The sequence below is a fragment of the Streptomyces sp. NPDC059785 genome (assembly GCF_042732375.1).
In the GTDB taxonomy this organism is placed as follows: Bacteria; Actinomycetota; Actinomycetes; order Streptomycetales; family Streptomycetaceae; genus Streptomyces.
The window spans coordinates 15087-30365 of sequence record NZ_JBHWHV010000062.1; the positions used below are offsets into that span (position 1 = coordinate 15087).

At 71.8% G+C, this 15279-nt stretch carries 14 protein-coding genes and 1 tRNA gene; 3 read left to right on the plus strand and 12 right to left on the minus strand.

All coding sequences use genetic code 11. The annotated features are described in order from the left end of the window. Nucleotides 1-106: 106 nt before the first annotated feature. The 3 genes from ACFV6E_RS34510 to ACFV6E_RS34520 are packed head-to-tail and all read right to left on the minus strand — an operon-like array spanning nt 107 to nt 3455. Nucleotides 107-991 (minus strand): SDR family oxidoreductase, encoded by an 885-nt coding sequence (locus ACFV6E_RS34510; protein WP_385467067.1) that lies wholly within the window; start codon nt 989-991, stop codon nt 107-109. Next, entirely contained in the window at nt 988-1938 is a 951-nt protein-coding gene (locus tag ACFV6E_RS34515; RefSeq protein ID WP_385174557.1) for an alpha/beta fold hydrolase, read from the minus strand. Before ACFV6E_RS34515 ends, ACFV6E_RS34510 begins: the two co-directional genes overlap by 4 nt. Further along, nucleotides 1935-3455: a flavin-containing monooxygenase gene (locus ACFV6E_RS34520; RefSeq protein WP_385467070.1), complete on the minus strand. Its 1521-nt coding sequence runs from the start codon at nt 3453-3455 to the stop codon at nt 1935-1937. Before ACFV6E_RS34520 ends, ACFV6E_RS34515 begins: the two co-directional genes overlap by 4 nt. Before the next feature lie 152 nt (nt 3456-3607). Here ACFV6E_RS34520 and ACFV6E_RS34525 point away from each other — a divergent pair, with 152 nt between their 5' ends. Continuing rightward, complete coding sequence (locus ACFV6E_RS34525) at nt 3608-4234, plus strand: MerR family transcriptional regulator (RefSeq protein ID WP_385174586.1); 627 nt, start codon at nt 3608-3610, stop codon at nt 4232-4234. Nucleotides 4235-4254: 20 nt separating this feature from the next. On the opposite strand, the gene ACFV6E_RS34530 is transcribed toward ACFV6E_RS34525, so the two are convergent. Next, a complete protein-coding gene (locus ACFV6E_RS34530) occupies nt 4255-5049 on the minus strand; it encodes an exodeoxyribonuclease III (RefSeq protein ID WP_385467073.1) in 795 nt (264 codons plus the stop codon). Between the two features lie 58 nt (nt 5050-5107). Here ACFV6E_RS34530 and ACFV6E_RS34535 point away from each other — a divergent pair, with 58 nt between their 5' ends. Next, a complete protein-coding gene (locus ACFV6E_RS34535) occupies nt 5108-5584 on the plus strand; it encodes a GNAT family N-acetyltransferase (protein WP_385467076.1) in 477 nt (158 codons plus the stop codon). 57 nt (nt 5585-5641) lie between these two features. Here ACFV6E_RS34535 and ACFV6E_RS34540 read toward each other — a convergent pair. From ACFV6E_RS34540 to galU, 7 genes are all read right to left on the minus strand, one after another. Next, a tRNA-Ala gene (locus tag ACFV6E_RS34540) sits at nt 5642-5715 on the minus strand. An 85-nt stretch (nt 5716-5800) separates the two neighbouring features. Then, a complete protein-coding gene (gene glpR / locus ACFV6E_RS34545) occupies nt 5801-7132 on the minus strand; it encodes a gephyrin-like molybdotransferase receptor GlpR (protein ID WP_385174566.1) in 1332 nt (443 codons plus the stop codon). A 337-nt stretch (nt 7133-7469) separates the two neighbouring features. Next, complete coding sequence (locus tag ACFV6E_RS34550) at nt 7470-8081, minus strand: GNAT family N-acetyltransferase (RefSeq protein ID WP_385174569.1); 612 nt, start codon at nt 8079-8081, stop codon at nt 7470-7472. Between the two features lie 17 nt (nt 8082-8098). Next, on the minus strand, nt 8099-8611 hold the full coding sequence (locus ACFV6E_RS34555) for a molybdenum cofactor biosynthesis protein B (RefSeq protein ID WP_385174572.1): 513 nt from the start codon (nt 8609-8611) through the stop codon (nt 8099-8101). Further along, nucleotides 8608-9192: a cyclic pyranopterin monophosphate synthase MoaC gene (gene moaC, locus ACFV6E_RS34560; protein ID WP_385174575.1), complete on the minus strand. Its 585-nt coding sequence runs from the start codon at nt 9190-9192 to the stop codon at nt 8608-8610. Before moaC ends, ACFV6E_RS34555 begins: the two co-directional genes overlap by 4 nt. An 84-nt stretch (nt 9193-9276) precedes the next feature. After that, nucleotides 9277-10599 carry a gephyrin-like molybdotransferase Glp gene (glp, locus tag ACFV6E_RS34565; protein WP_385467079.1) on the minus strand — a complete coding sequence of 441 codons (1323 nt, stop codon included), beginning with the start codon at nt 10597-10599 and terminating at the stop codon, nt 9277-9279. Between the two features lie 4 nt (nt 10600-10603). Then, entirely contained in the window at nt 10604-11506 is a 903-nt protein-coding gene (gene galU, locus ACFV6E_RS34570; protein WP_385174580.1) for a UTP--glucose-1-phosphate uridylyltransferase GalU, read from the minus strand. 93 nt (nt 11507-11599) lie between these two features. Here galU and ACFV6E_RS34575 point away from each other — a divergent pair, with 93 nt between their 5' ends. Then, nucleotides 11600-12214: a 5-formyltetrahydrofolate cyclo-ligase gene (locus ACFV6E_RS34575; protein WP_385467081.1), complete on the plus strand. Its 615-nt coding sequence runs from the start codon at nt 11600-11602 to the stop codon at nt 12212-12214. A gap of 65 nt (nt 12215-12279) precedes the next feature. Here ACFV6E_RS34575 and ACFV6E_RS34580 read toward each other — a convergent pair whose 3' ends face one another. Beyond that, on the minus strand, nt 12280-15030 hold the full coding sequence (locus tag ACFV6E_RS34580; RefSeq protein ID WP_385467084.1) for a penicillin acylase family protein: 2751 nt from the start codon (nt 15028-15030) through the stop codon (nt 12280-12282). Nucleotides 15031-15279: the final 249 nt, after the last annotated feature.

Genomic DNA, 15279 nt, shown 5'->3' on the forward strand with positions numbered 1-15279 from the left:
CGACCAGTTACGGACCGTGAGCCGAGCCGTGTCCACCGGTTCAGGACCGGGCGCGCCGCCGCCCCTCATCGGTGTAGGACCGGGCGCGCCGCCGCCCCTCATCGGTTCAGGACCGGGCGCGCCGCCGCCCCTCCTCGTCCGCCGCGCCGCCCGCGCCCACCAGCCCCTTGGAGACCCCCTCCAGCCGCGGTGCGAACCGGCGCATCTCGCGCTGGCCCACCACCCCGATGACGGCCGGGAGGTAACCCCGGATGCCCTGCATGCCGCGCAGCCACCACTGGGCGTACACATGGCTGGAGCGCCGCTCGATCCCGGCGACGATCCGGTCGATCGCGGGACCCAGCGGATACGTCTTGTTGGACGGCCACGGCAGCCGCTGCCGCAGCTCGCGCATCACGTCGTCCTGGTCGGCGCCCCGCACCATGTCCGTGTCGGTCCAGGACAGATAGGCCACCCCGACCCGGACACCCTGGTGGCCGACCTCCGCGCGCAGGCTGTGCGCGTACGCCTCCACGCCCGACTTGGACGCGCAGTACGCGCTCATCATGGGCGCGGGCGTGATCGCGGCCAGGGACGCTATCTGGAGCAGATAGCCGCGGCTCTCCCTCAGCACCGGCAGGAAGGCGCGCGCCGTCACCGCCGAGCCGATCAGATTGACCTCGATGACCCGGCGCCAGGCGACGGGGTCGGAGTCCGCGAACGGACCGCCGTTGGCGACCCCGGCGTTGGCGACGACGATGTCGACCTTCCCGAACCGCCGCTTCACCTCCGCGGCGACCCGGGCCATCGCCTCGTGGTCGGTCACGTCGGCGTACCAGTGGTCGCTCTCGCTGTGCAGCCGCTCCGAGACCTGCTTCAGCTCGTCCGCCTCCAGGCCGACCAGCGCCACCTTGGCGCCGCGCGCCGAGAGCTTGCGGGCGAGGAGTTCCCCGACACCGCGCGCCGCTCCCGTGACGACCGCGACCTGTCCCTCCAGGCTCACCCTGCTCATGCGCCCGCCTCCTTCAAGTCCGAGTGCTCTGAACTCCGTTCACGTGCAGGTACGTACTCGGCGGCCAGCTCCCGGATGCGGGCCGTCACCAGCTCGGGCGCCTCCACCGGTGTCATGTGCCCGAGTCCGGGCAGTTCGGTGAGGCCGACGCAGTGCGGCAGCCGGGCCGCGAGGGCCCGCGCGTGCACCGGCGGCGTCATCCGGTCCGCCGTACCGACCACGACGGCGGCCGGCACCCGCAGCTCCCGTATCCCGTGATCGAGGTCGAGCAGGTCGAGCACGTGCGACCAGGAGCGGCGCACCTGCCGCGGGCAGGCGTGCACGATGTGCGCGCACGCCTCGACCATGCCCGGCGCCGAACCGGGGCCCATGGTCGCGTACTTGAGGATCCGCTTGGCGGCCGGCGTGACGGGCCCGAGCGGCACCCGCGACCCCAGCACGGACCTGGTGAGCCTGGTCCGCAGCCACCCGGCCCGAAGCGGGATCACCAGCGACTCGGCCACCAGCCGCGAGCTGCCCGTACTGCACAGCAGCACCGCCGCCGCGTGCTCCCGGAAACCGGGCCGCCCGGCCGCGGCCAGCAGCGTCATGCCGCCCATGGAGTGGCCCGCGAGCACGGCCTTCTCACCGGGCGCGAGCGTCGCGGCGAGCACCGCCTCCAGGTCGTCGGCGAGCGCGTCGGTGCTGCATACCCGGTTCGCCGGACTGCGCCCGTGCCCGCGCTGGTCGTAGGCGATCACCCGGTGCCCGGCCGCCAGTTCGCGGATCTGCGCCGCCCAGAAGGCGGTCGAGCAGGTCCAGCCGTGGGCGAGGACGACGGCGGGCGCGCCCTTCGGCCCGTGCACCTCGGCGTGCAGCCGCGCGCCGTCGGCGGACTTGACGGTCAGCACCTCGCGCGGCACGGGCGGCGCGTACGGCCCCTCGGCCACGTGCATCAGCCTGCTCACGCCTCGGCCTCCACCTTCCGCGCCGCACCGTCGTCCACCGTGGCCCCGGGCGGCCGTACGACCTCGTACTCGCCGAGGTCCACCCGGCGCGTGGCACCCCGGAACTCGGTCGTCGTGCCCGGCCAGATGGTGGTGTTGCGGCCGCTGGGGTCGAGGTACCAGCTCGTGCAGCCGCCGGTGCTCCAGACCGTGCGCTCCATGCGCTTCTGGACCTTGGCGTTCCAGGCGTCGACGGCGGCGGGCCGGGCGTCGAGCGCCACGCGTCCGCCGAGGACGTCGAGCTGGCGCACGTAGTCGGCGAGGTAGTTGAGCTGGGACTCGATCATCAGGATCATGCTGGAGTTCCCGAGGCCGGTGTTCGGGCCGATGATCGTCATCCAGTTGGGGAAGCCGGCCGCGGTGGCGCCGCGCAGCGACTTCATGCCGCTCCGCCAGACCTCCGCCAGCGTCCGCCCGTCCGCGCCGACGACCCGCTCGGCGATCGGCATGTCGGTGACGTGGAAGCCGGTGCCGAAGACGATCACGTCGGCCTCGGCGGTGGAGCCGTCGGCGCCGACGAGCGTCGAGCCCTCGATACGGTCGAGCCCGCTGGCGACGACGTCGACATTGGGCTGCGCGAGCGCCGGATAGTAGGCGTTGGAGAGCAGGATGCGCTTGCACCCGATGCGGTAGTCGGGGGTGAGCTTGGCCCGCAGCGCCGGATCCTTGATCGCCCGCGCGATGTTCCGCTTGGCGAGCTGCTCGACGAGCCCCAGCTCGTCGGGCCGCTTGGTGAACGCCTGGACCTGCAATTCCCTGATCCCCCACAGCAGTCCGCGGCGCGCCTGCGTGGTGAACGGCAGCCGGCGGTGCAGCCAGCGCTCCGCCCCGGTGATGGCGCGGTCCATGCGCGGCATCACCCACGCCGGGGTGCGCTGGAAGAGCGTCAGCCGCTCGACGTCGGGCTGGATCGCGGGCACGATCTGGATCGCCGAGGCGCCGGTGCCGATCATGGCGACCCGCCTGCCCCGCAGGTCGTAGCCGTGGTCCCAGCGGGCCGAGTGGAAGACCTTGCCGGGGAAGGTGTCCAGGCCCGGCACGTCCGGGACCTTCGGGTCGGACAGCGGCCCGGCGGCGGAGACGACGAGATCGGCGGTGAGCGACCCGCTCGCCGTCTCGATCTCCCAGTGCAGCCGCTCGTTGTCCCAGCGCATCATCTTCACTTCGGAGTCGAAGCGCAGGTGCGGCCGGAGTCCGTAGAGGTCCGTGACGCGCTCCAGGTAGGCGCGGATGTGCTCCTGCCCGGAGAAGGTGCGCGGCCAGTCGGGGTTGGGCGCGAAGGAGAACGAGTAGAGGTGGGACGGCACGTCGCACGCGCACCCGGGGTAGCTGTTGTCCCGCCAGGTGCCGCCCACGCTGCCGGCCCGTTCCAGGACGACGAAGTCGGTCACGCCCTCGCGGCGCAGCCGCACGGCGGCCCCGAGCCCGCCGAACCCCGACCCGACCACCGCCACCCGTACATGCTCGTGCTCGGTCATCCCGACGCCTCCTTGCCGCACGACTCTGCCAGTGAACACTGGCGCAATTGGAGGGTAGAGCAGCTCCGTACTGATGGGTAGGGGTCGGGAGAAGGAAAGTTACCGTCGGTACGACATAGGCTCGGCCCGTGGCGGACAAGCGGGAGTACCGGATGGAGGAGCTGGCCAGGGAGGCCGGCATTACGGTGCGCACCCTGCGCTTCTACCGGGAGCGCAAGCTCATCCCGCCACCCCGGCGCGAGGGCCGCATCGCCTGGTACGACGACGACCACCTGGCCCGCCTGCGCACCATCGCCGCCCTGCTGGAACGCGGCCACACCCTCAGCGGCATCGCCGAACTCGCCGAGGCCTTCGACCACGGCCGCGACGTCGGCGACCTCCTCGGCCTCGGCGCCCCCTCCGAGGAGACCCCGGTCCGCCTCTCCCCCGAGGAACTGGCGGACGTCTTCGCGGGCCAGGACACCCCGGAGAACCTCGAAGCGGCGATGGACCTGGGCTACCTGGGCATCGACGGCACGGAGATCGTCCACATCAGCCGCCGCCTGCTGGAGACCTCGGCGACCCTGGTCCGCGAGGGCATCCCCCTCGCCGACATCCTCGCCGCCGCCCGCCGCGTCCGCGAACACGCCGACGCCATGGCCGCCCTCTTCGCCGACCTGGTCCTCACGGAGAACCGCACCCCGTCCGACGTCGAACGCCTCCGCCCCCTGGCCAAGAGCGTGGTGGAGGCGGAGCTCTCCCTGGCGATGGACCGGCGGCTACGGGACCGGAACCCGTAGCCGGACCACCGACTCCCGGCTCACACGCCGTAGACGACGGTGACGGGCGCGTGGTCGGACCACCGCTCCTCGTGCGTGGCGGCCCGCTCCACGAACCCCTTCACGGCCTTGCCCGCGAGCCCGGCCGTCGAGACATGGAGGTCGATCCTCCATCCGCTGTCATTGTCGAAGGCCCGCCCCCGGTACGACCACCACGAGTACGGGCCCTCGACGCCGGGGTGGAGGGCCCGTACGACGTCCACGTAGCCGTCCTCGAAGACCGAGCCCAGCCAGTCCCGCTCCTCCGGCAGGAAGCCGGAGTTCCTGCGGTTGGCGCGCCAGTTCTTGAGGTCGGCCTCCTGGTGGGCGATGTTCCAGTCGCCGCAGACCAGGACCTCGCGCCCGTCGGCGGCGGCCCGCTCCCGCAGCCCATGGAGATAGGTGCGGAACTCCGCCATGAAGCGGATCTTCTCGTCCTGCCGCTCGGTCCCGACCTCGCCGGAGGGAAGGTAGAGGCTCGCGACCGTGACGCCGGGCAGGTCCGCCTCGACGTAACGTCCGCTGCCGTCGAACTCGGCGGAGCCGAAGCCGACCCGGACCCGGTCGGGCTCGCGCCGTGTGAAGAGGGACACACCGGCCCTGCCCTTCGCGGCGGCCGGCGCGTGCAGCACGTGCCACCCCTCGGGCGCCCGCACCGCCTCCGGAAGCTGCGCCGGTTCGGCCCGTACCTCCTGGAGGCACACGACGTCGGCGTCCGTCCCGGCGAGCCACTCCACGAAGCCCTTCTTGGCGGCGGCTCGCAGGCCATTCACGTTCACAGAGGTAACAGTCAGCACCCGGGCACGATACTTAATCCGTCACCCGTTCCCACCGCATAGAAGTACGATGACACGCATGAATATACGCCCGGTCTCCTTCGACCACCCCGACGCCGTGAAACTCAACGACCTGGTGCAGCTCGAATACGCCGAGCGCTACGGGGACGAGGGCGACATCACACCGCTCGACCCGACGATGTTCGCCCCGCCGGCCGGCCTGTACCTGATCGCGTACGACGAGCGGGACCGCCCGATGGCCACGGGCGGCTGGCGCACCCAGGACGCGGGCGACGAGGGATACGAGGACGGCGACGCCGAGCTGAAGCGGATGTTCGTGCTCACCGAGGCCCGCGGCCTGGGGCTGGCCCGCCGCATCCTGGCCGCCCTGGAGGCCGACGCCCGCGCGGCCGGCCGCCGCCGCATGGTCCTGGAGACCGGCACCAAGCAGCCGGAGGCCATGGCCCTGTACGCCTCCAGCGGCTACGAGCCCTGCGCCAAGTTCGGCCTCTACCGCCACCACGACGGAAGCCGCTGCTACGCCAAGAACCTGTAGCGGCCCCGGATGCACGAGAACCCCGTCGGACGGATCCGACGGGGCTCTCAATTGCAGTGGACCTGAGGGGATTTGAACCCCTGGCCCCCTCGATGCGAACGAGGTGCGCTACCGGACTGCGCCACAGGCCCTTGCAACGAGTGAAACTCTAGCATCCCCATCCGGGTGCTCGGAAATCCGTTCCTGGCTGGTCAGCGCCGGGCTCCGGATCGGCCGTCACTCGTTGGCCGCGCGCGGCCGTCCGCCGTCCTCGTACTGGTCGAACAGCGGGGTCCGGCCGCGCTCGCGGGCGCGGCGGGCGGAGGCCGCTCGGCGGGCGTCGCTGCGTCCGTCGTCACCGGCCGGGTCCGCCCGCTCCTCCACGACGGGCTCCGCCTCCGGCGCCTTGGGCTCCGCGGCGCTGGACCGCGCCGAGCTCCAGGCGTCCGGGTCGCCCAGGTCGACGCTGGGCGTCGCGCGCGGGGCGACCGGCGCGGTGACGTACGTCGGCAGCGGCACCGGGACGGGGTCCCAGCTGTCGCCGTGGCCCGGCCGCCGCTGGCGCTCGCGCTGCTGGTCGACCCACTCCGCGTGGTCGGTCTGCTCGACCAGGGCGCGGCGGTCGGCCGCGAGGGCGGAGAGTCCGGGGTCGACTTCCGGCTCGGGGGAGTCGTCCGGCTCCTCGACGCCGGGGTCGGGCGTGGGCCTGCGCCGGGGCTGCCGCTCGCGCAGCCGCTGCGCCGCCGCCTCGGCCCGCCGCCGGTCCATGACGTAGGTGAAGCGCCGCCGCTCCTGGGAGCGCAGATAGGCGATGTAGGCGCTGAGCAGGACGGCGGGCGCGGCGGGCGCCCAGAGGAAGGCGAGCCCGCCGACCGCGGCGACGACGGCGCCGAGCGTGAAGGCGAGGAAGAGCACGGTGGTGGTGCGCCGTCGGCGCGCCAGCACCTTGGAGCGCCGGGCGCGTGCCGCGGCCTCCGCCGCGGCGGCCCGTCGCGCGGGCTGCGAGGCCGGGGCGGACGGCGCGGACCGGGAGGCGGACGCGGACTGGGCGGCGGACGGTCGCGGTGCGGACTGTCCGGCCGCCCGGGACGCGGCCGCCCTGGAGGCGTCGGCCCGGGAGGCGTCGCCCCGGGGGGCGGGTCTGCCGGTGGTCCGGGCGGGCGCCTCGCGCGAGGCGGGCGCTTCACGCTGGGCGGGCGCTTCCCCGGGGACCCGTGCCTGCGCCTGCGGCCGCTGCCGGTCCTGGGCGGCCTGCGCCCGGGACCGCTGTCTGGCCTGCTCCTGCGGGCCGGGGCCGGCCGGCGGCACGGCGAAGGCCCGGACGTCCACCGAGTCGGTGACGCCGTCCGGGTCGGCGCTGGGCTCCTCCTCGTCGGTGGAGCGCGCCTGCAGGTCCTTGGCGTACCGGCGCTCCATCCCCGCCCGTCCGGACAGCAGCCGGATGGCGGTGCTGAAGCGTTCCGTCGGACGGGCTTCGTTCAGCTCGTCCTGCCTACGGAGCCACATCGGCACCAAGTAGGCGGCCCAGGCCCCGACGATGACTGCGTAGATGAGGCCGCTGCTGCTCACGCCTCACACGGTAGAGGGGTTTGCATGAGGCCATCTGCCAATTGAGCCGGTGTGTCGCACGATCTGGCTGATATTTCGAGCTTTTTTTGTGACCGATGTGATCACCAGGCCACCGCAACCGCGAAATTAACGCCCCGGGACGGTCGCCACCCGATCAATTTCGAACACCTATTTCATTTGCCCAGTCCGCGGAACAACCGAATCCGGCCGCGCCCCCGGTCAGGCCCCGAGGGGCACCGTCCAGGGGCGCGGGAGTGCACATCTGCGGCTCCGCCGCGGGGGCGCGACCAGCCACGACACCGCCGCGGACGACCGCCACGCGTAACCGGCGGAGCCCCTACGTGTTCTGGCGCGGGTTCCGCGCCCGCTCCCGCTGCCAGCGGGTGAGCAGTCCTTCGGGCACCTCTTCGGCGGTGAGTGCGAAGACCAGATGGTCACGCCAGGCTCCGTCGATGTGAAGATATCGCGGACGCAGCCCTTCCTCGCGGAATCCGAGTTTCTCCACGACTCTGCGGCTCGGCCCGTTCTCGGGGCGAATACAGACTTCGATGCGGTGCAGTCCGACGGTGCGGAAGCAGTGGTCCACCGCGAGCGCGACGGACGTCGGCATGACACCCCGTCCGGCCACGGCCTCGTCCACCCAGTAGCCGATGTGCCCCGAGCACATCGAGCCCCAGGTGATCCCGGCGACCGTCAACTGCCCGGCGAGCCGCCCCTGGTACTCGATCACGAAGGGCAGCATCCGGCCCGCACTGGCTTCGGCGCGCAGGTGCCTGACCATCTGCCGGTACGTCGGCCGGTGCGCCGTCGGGCCGCTCGCCGTGGGCGGCGGGATGGTCGCCTCCCAGGGCCGCAGCCAGTCCCGGTTGCGCCGGTTGACCTCGCGCCAGGCCCGCTGGTCGCGCACCTTTATCGGCCGCAGGACGACCTCGCCGTCCGTCAGCTCCACGGGCCAGGATGGGCTGTTCAGCTCGCACCCCCACTGCCGCTGTTCCCCGGGTGGTCACCGCCGCGGATCTGGTCGACGGCGTGTCTGAGCAGCGGCTCCAGGACGGCCAGGCCGTCGCGTACGCCGCCGGTGGAGCCGGGCAGGTTCACGATCAGCGTCCGCCCGGCGACCCCCGCGAGGCCCCGGGAGAGCGCCGACGTCGGCACCTTCTCCCGGCCGTAGGCACGGATCGCCTCGGCGATGCCCGGCACCTCGCGGTCGATGACGCTCCGGGTGGCCTCGGGGGTGCGGTCGGTGGGCGAGATGCCGGTGCCGCCGGTGGTCACGACGACGTCGTACCCGGCCTCGACGCCGGCCCGCAGCTCCGCCTCGACCGGATCGCCGTCCGGGACCACCCGCGGGCCGTCCGCCGCGAAGCCGTACGACTGAAGCGCCGCGGTGATCAGGGGGCCGCCCCGGTCCTGGTAGACCCCGGCGGCGGCGCGGTTGGAGGCCGTGACGACGAGCGCGCGGTACGGCCGGGGCGTCATGCCCGGCTCCCGTCGCCCGACTCACGGCTCCCGTCGCCCGACTCACGGCTCACGTCAGCCGACCCACGGCTTCCGTCGCCCGGCCCACGGCTCACGCCGCCCGGCTCCCGGCGCCAGTCGCCCGACTTGCCGCCGGTCTTCTCCTCAACCCGCACGTCCGTGATGACCGCCCCCTTGTCGACCGCCTTGACCATGTCGATCACCGTGAGCGCCGCGACGCCGACCGCGGTGAGCGCCTCCATCTCGACGCCCGTACGGTCCGTGGTCTTCACCGTGGCGCGGATCTCCACCGCGTCGTCGGCGACCGACAGATCAACCTTGACACCCGACACAGACAACGGGTGGCACAGCGGGATCAGCTCGGGGGTGCGCTTGGCGCCCATGATGCCCGCGATGCGCGCGGTGGCGAGGGCGTCGCCCTTGGGGACGCCCTCGCCGCGCAGCAGCTCGACCACACGGGGTGAGACCAGGACCCGGCCGCTGGCGCGGGCGGTGCGCGCGGTCACGTCCTTGCCGGATACGTCGACCATCCGGGCCGCGCCCGCGTCGTCGATGTGTGTCAGTCGGTCCTGCGTACTCATCTGCTGTGGCGCTCCCGGTCAGGGCCCGTCGCGGTGCGGCGCGTGGCCTGTTGTGCGCGCAACGGTACCGCCAAGCCCGGGCGGTCAGCCGAGCAGGACCACCTCGACCTCCGTGCCGGGCTCGACGGAGGTGACCTCTTCGGGGACGACGATCAGCGAGTCGGCGTGGGCGAGCGCGGCGATCAGGTGGGATCCGGCGCCGCCGACGGGCGTCACCTCGCCGTCCGCGTACGTGCCGCGCAGGAACTGCCGGCGGCCCTCCGGAGAGGTCAGCGCCTTGCCGGTGCGCAGGGTGGCCCGGGTGGTGGGCCGGTGCACGTCCGTCAGGCCCGCCATGGTGCGGATCGCGGGGCGGACGAACAGCTCGAAGGAGACGTACGAGGAGACCGGGTTGCCCGGGAGGGCGAGCAGCGGGGTGTGGTCGGGGCCGATGCCGCCGAAGCCCTGGGGCTTGCCGGGCTGCATGGCGAGCTTGCGGAAGTCGACGCCGCTGCCCGCCTCGTCCTCGTCGCCGACCGAGGACAGGGCCTCCTTGACCACGTCGTACGCCCCGACGCTGACGCCGCCGGTGGTGACCAGCAGGTCCGCGCGGATGAGCTGGTCCTCGATGGTGGCGCGGAGCGTCTCGGCGTCGTCGGCGACCGCGCCCACGCGGTAGGCGATCGCCCCGGCGTCCGCCGCGGCGGCGGTGAGGGCGAAGCTGTTGGAGTCGTAGATCTGGCCGGAGCCCAGCTCCTCGTCGGGCTGGACGAGCTCGCTGCCGGTGGAGAGGACGACCACGCGCGGGCGCGGGCGCACGCGTACCGTGCCGCGGCCGATGGCGGCGAGCAGGCCGATCTGCGGCGGGCCGAGGACCGTGCCGGCCGTCAGGGCCCGGTCACCGGCCCTGACGTCGCTGCCCTCCGCGCGCACGTGCGCGCGCTCCTCGGCCGGGCGGTGGACCCGCACCTGGCCCGAGGCGCCCTCGGGGGACGCGCTGTGGGCCCGCATCCCGGAGACGGCGCCCTTGCCCAGGCCGCCGTCGGTCCACTCCACGGGGACGACCGCCTCGGCGCCGGGCGGCAGCGGGGCGCCGGTCATGATGCGCGCCGCCTCGCCGGGCCCCACGTACGGCGGCTCGGCCTGGCCCGCGGCCACGTCGCCGACGACGGTCAGGACGGCCGGGAACTCCTCGCTGGCGCCCGCGACATCGGCGACCCGGACCGCGTACCCGTCCATCGAGCTGTTGTCGAACGGCGGCAGGGAGACCGGCACCGTGACGTCCTCCACCAGGACGCAGCCCTGGGCGTCGAGGAGCTGCAACTCGATCGGATCGAGGGGGCGGACGGCGGAGAGGATGTCCTCCAGGTGCTCGGTCACCGACCAGATGTGGTCCTGGCCGGTGACACGGGTCGCGGGGCTGGTCAAATTGCTACATCTCCTCGGTGACGTAACTGCGAAGCCAGGTCCGGAAGTCCGGGCCCAGGTCTTCACGTTCGCACGCGAGTCTGACAATGGCACGCAGGTAGTCGCCGCGGTCGCCGGTGTCATAGCGGCGGCCCTTGAAGACCACGCCGTGCACCGGGCCGCCGATCTTCTCGTCCGCGGCGAGCTGCTGGAGGGCGTCGGTGAGCTGGATCTCGCCGCCGCGGCCGGGCTCGGTCTTGCGCAGGATGTCGAAGATGCCGGGGTCGAGCACGTAGCGGCCGATGACCGCGTAGTTGCTGGGTGCGTCCGCCGCGTCCGGCTTCTCGATCAGGTCCGTCACCTTGACGATGTCGTCGTCGCCGGTGGCCTCGACGGCGGCGCACCCGTAGAGGTGGATCTGCTCGGGGGCGACCTCCATGAGGGCGACGACGCTGCCGCCGTGCTGCTCCTGGGCCTCGACCATGCGGGCGAGCAGGGGGTCGCGCGGGTCGATCAGGTCGTCGCCGAGGAGGACGGCGAAGGGCTCGCTGCCGACGTGCGGGGCGGCGCACAGGACCGCGTGGCCGAGCCCCTTGGGGTCGCCCTGGCGGACGTAGTGCATGGTGGCCAGGTCGCTGGACTCCTGGACCTTGGCGAGCCGGCTCGCGTCGCCCTTCTTCTGGAGGGCGGACTCGAGCTCGTAGTTGCGGTCGAAGTGGTCCTCCAGGGGACGCTTGTTACGACCGGTGATCATGAGGACGTCGTCGAGCCCCGCGGATACGGCCTCTTCGACCACGTACTGGATCGCGGGCTTGTCGACGACCGGCAGCATCTCCTTGGGAGTGGCTTTGGTGGCCGGCAGGAACCGGGTGCCGAGGCCTGCTGCGGGGATGACAGCCTTGCTGATCCTGGGGTGTGACTCGCTCATGCCCGCAACCATATCCGGTGGCTATGTGCGGAATCTGTGGCTCCGGTTAATTCGTTCTCATTTGAGCGCATTACGAGAATACGGGAGTCACCTGTGAGCCATCTCGGTCCCCGAGCGGAGCCTGACAAGCGAACGTTGCGACGGGAACTCCTCGCGGTGAGGAACAGGTTGACGGCCGGTGACGTGCGGGAATCGGCCGCCGCCCTGGCCGTCCACGCGCTCCGGCTGCCCGAACTGGCGCACGCGCGCACGGTGGCGGCGTACGTCTCCGTGGGCGGTGAGCCGGGTACCGCGGCCGTCCTGGACGCGCTGCGCGCGCGGGGCGTGCGCGTACTCCTGCCCCGGCTGCTGCCGGACGACGATCTGGACTGGGGGAGGTACGACGGCGTGGATGCGCTCGTCGAGCGCCGGGGGGGCGGGCGGATGGCCCTCCTGGAGCCGTCGGGCGAGCCGCTCGGCCCGGCGGCCGTCCTGGAGGCCGACGCCGTGCTGCTGCCCGGCCTCGCGGTCGACGCGCGCGGCACGCGCCTGGGCCGCGGCGGCGGCTCGTACGACCGGGTGCTGGCCCGGCTGGAGGCCACGGGCGCCGGTCCGGCCCTGGTGGTGCTGCTGTACGACGCCGAGGTCGTCGAGCGGATCCCCGGGGAGCCGCACGACCGGCCGGTGCACGCGGTGGTGACGCCCTCGGGGGTGCGCCGGTTCCGCTGACGGCGGGAGAACGGAAGTGGCCCTCCCCGCGCGCGTGGAGGGCCACTTTCACGATCCGCCGGGCGTCACGGCTTCAGCAGCAGCGTGTCGCTCGTGCTCTTGTCGACGGCCTTGTCCGAGAACGACCAGGACAACAGCTCGCCCTTGACCCACTTCTCCGTCTGGTCGGTGTAGTGGGCGCTGTAGGCGTGTCCCGAGGCGCCGGTGAGGTTGATCCACTTCGACTTGTCGAGGTCCCCGAGGTTCACCACCATGCGCATCGACGGGACCCAGACGACGTTGTAGCCCCCGGCCGCGTTCCAGCCGGTCGCGTTGACCGTCGCCTCGCCGCCGCTGAGCTTCCAGGGACCGCGGTTGAGCGCGTACTTCAGCAGGCTCGGGCCCTCGGTGCCGAGGGTCTGGTTCTTCAGGAACAGACGGTGCAGCCGGCCCCAGGACCAGGTGTCGATGTCCTTGCCCAGCTTGGCCGTCAGCTCCCAGCGGGCGTCCTTCATGGCCCGCCCGAGCAGCTCGTCACGGGTGTCCGTGGCCTTGTCGGTGCGCGACTTGGGCGACTGCCACCAGTCGTTGTCCTCGTCGTCGATGATCTTGCGGACCACCTCGAACCAGCGGTCGCCGCCGTCCGGCTGCGCCTGGTCCGCGTCGCGCTCGCCGCACTCGCGCACCTTCTGGTCCTCGTCCGCGGGCCCGGTGGTGTCCACCCGGTCCACCGACAGGCACTGGCCCTTGACCCGCAGCTCCTTGGGGAGCTTGTTGCCGAAGGCGAGCTTGAGGATGTTGCGCCAGGTCGCGTTGAAGTAAGCGGCCGCCGCTGAGTCGGCGTCCTGGGTGTAGTCCCAGCCCTCCAGAAGCTTCTGGGCCTGGCGGACGTCCGGGTCGGAGACGTCGATGTCGAGCAGCTTGGGCACCAGCAGCTTGGCGATCTCGCTGCTGTTGTCGAGCTGCATCTGGCGCATGTCGTCGGTCGAGATCTTGCCGCCGCCCTTGATCTTCGACTCGATCAGGTCGGTGATCCGCTGGCTGCGCGCGCCGTAGCCCCAGTCCGTGGTGAGCGTGTAGGGGTACTTGTCCTCGTCGACGACGGCCTGGTTGGCGGTCACGATGTAGCCGCGCTTGGGGTTGTACTCGTAGGGCAGCTCGTCCTGGTCGATGTAGCCGGTCCAGCGGTACTTGGAGTCCCAGCCCGGCGACGGCAGCGAGCCGTCGCCCTTGCCGCGCGTGGGGATCCGGCCCGGGAGCTGGTAGCCGATGTTGCCGTCGGTGTCGGCGTAGACCAGGTTCTGCGAGGGGACCTCGAAGGACTCGGACGCCTTGCGGAACTCGGTCCAGTCCGACGCCTTGTCCAGCTCGAAGACGGCGTCCATGGTGTTGCCCGCCTCGAGCGCGGTCCAGCGCAGCGAGATGCCGTAGCCGTCGCCGCGGTCGGGCGCCGCGGTGTCGACGGTGGCCTTCTTGCCGACCTTGACGAGCTCGTCGTCGCGGTCCGAGAGCAGCGGCCCGTTGCCGGTCTCCCGCACGACGATCGTCTTGGACTTGCCGCCCGCGACGTCGATCTTCTCCTTGCGGGTCGTGAACGGCACCACCTTGCCGTCGTACTGGTAGCCGTCCCCGGTGAGCTTCTCCAGGTAGAGGTCGGAGACGTCGACCCCGGAGTTGGTCAGGCCCCAGGCGATGTCCTGGTTGTGGCCGATGACGACGCCGGGCATCCCGGCGAAGGTGTAGCCCGCGACGTCGTACTGGCACTTGGCGTTCACGCTGCGGCAGTGCAGGCCCATCTGGTACCAGACCGACGGCAGCGAGGCGGACAGGTGCGGGTCGTTGGCGAGCAGCGGCTTGCCGGTGATGGTGTGGTCGCCGTCGACGACCCAGGAGTTCGAGCCGATGCCGTTGCCGTTCACGCCGACGGCCGTGGGGACGTCGTCCAGGACGTCGTAGAGGCCCGAGAGCTGGCTCTGGAAGCCGCTGGGCGCCTCGGTGCCGCCGGCCAGCCCCGTGCCCGCCGCGGAGCCCGTGGAGGAGGACGAGGAGCTCTGCGACCAGGTCTGGGTGACCTCGTCGTACTGGCCCTCCTGGACGATCGTCTTGTTCCGGCTGTACGGGTAGTCCGGGTACAGGTCGGCGATCTGCTTCGGGCCGAGGCGGCTGGTCATCAGGGAGCGGTCGATCTCGTCCTGCATGTTGCCGCGCAGGTCCCAGGCCATCGCCTTGAGCCAGGCCACCGAGTCGACCGGGGTCCACTTCTCGGGCTTGTAGTCGTTGGTGAAGCCCAGGGCCGCGTACTCCAGGGAGAGGTCCGCGCCGTCCTTGCCCTTGAGGTAGGCGTTGACCCCCTTGGCGTACGCCTGGAGGTATTTCTTCGTGGAGTCCGACAGCTTGGTGTCGTACTCCTTCTGCGCCACGCGGTGCCAGCCGAGGGTGCGCAGGAATTCGTCGTTCTTCACCTGTCCCTTGCCGAACATCTCGGACAGCCGGCCCGAGGTCATGTGGCGGCGCACGTCCATCTCGTAGAACCGGTCCTGCGCCTGGACGTAGCCCTGCGCCATGAACAGGTCCTCGTCGGAGGAGGCGTAGATCTGCGGGATGCCGTAGCCGTCCCGCTTCACGTCGACCGGCCCCGACAGGCCGCTGAGCTCGATCGAGCCCTTGGTCTGCGGCAGGGAGGCGCGGACGGTGCTGATGGTCCAGTAGGCGCCGTAGGCGACGCCGCCGACGATGGCCAGCACCAGAACGATCACGATCAGACGGGCTCTGCGCCCCTTCTTCCTGCCGGACTTGCCGGGCTTTTGGCCGGAAGAGGCGGTGGTGTTGGGGGGCATCGCTGTCCTTGCTGTCCTTACGCGAGCGGCAGGCCGGGCTGTGACTTCGAATGAGCGCTGGAGCAACTGTAGGCGCAGGGCCCGCCGCGCCTTGACGCGGAGTCGGGATCCCGGGGGTATGAGCGTTCGATCTTGCCCCACGAGCGTCAAGAAAACGTCAAGAGTTAGGTAAGGTAACGAAGTACTTGGGTTCCGTGACCGATATCAGGAACGAAGTGCTCGGGTTGCAAAGTCCGTGAGCTCGCGCTG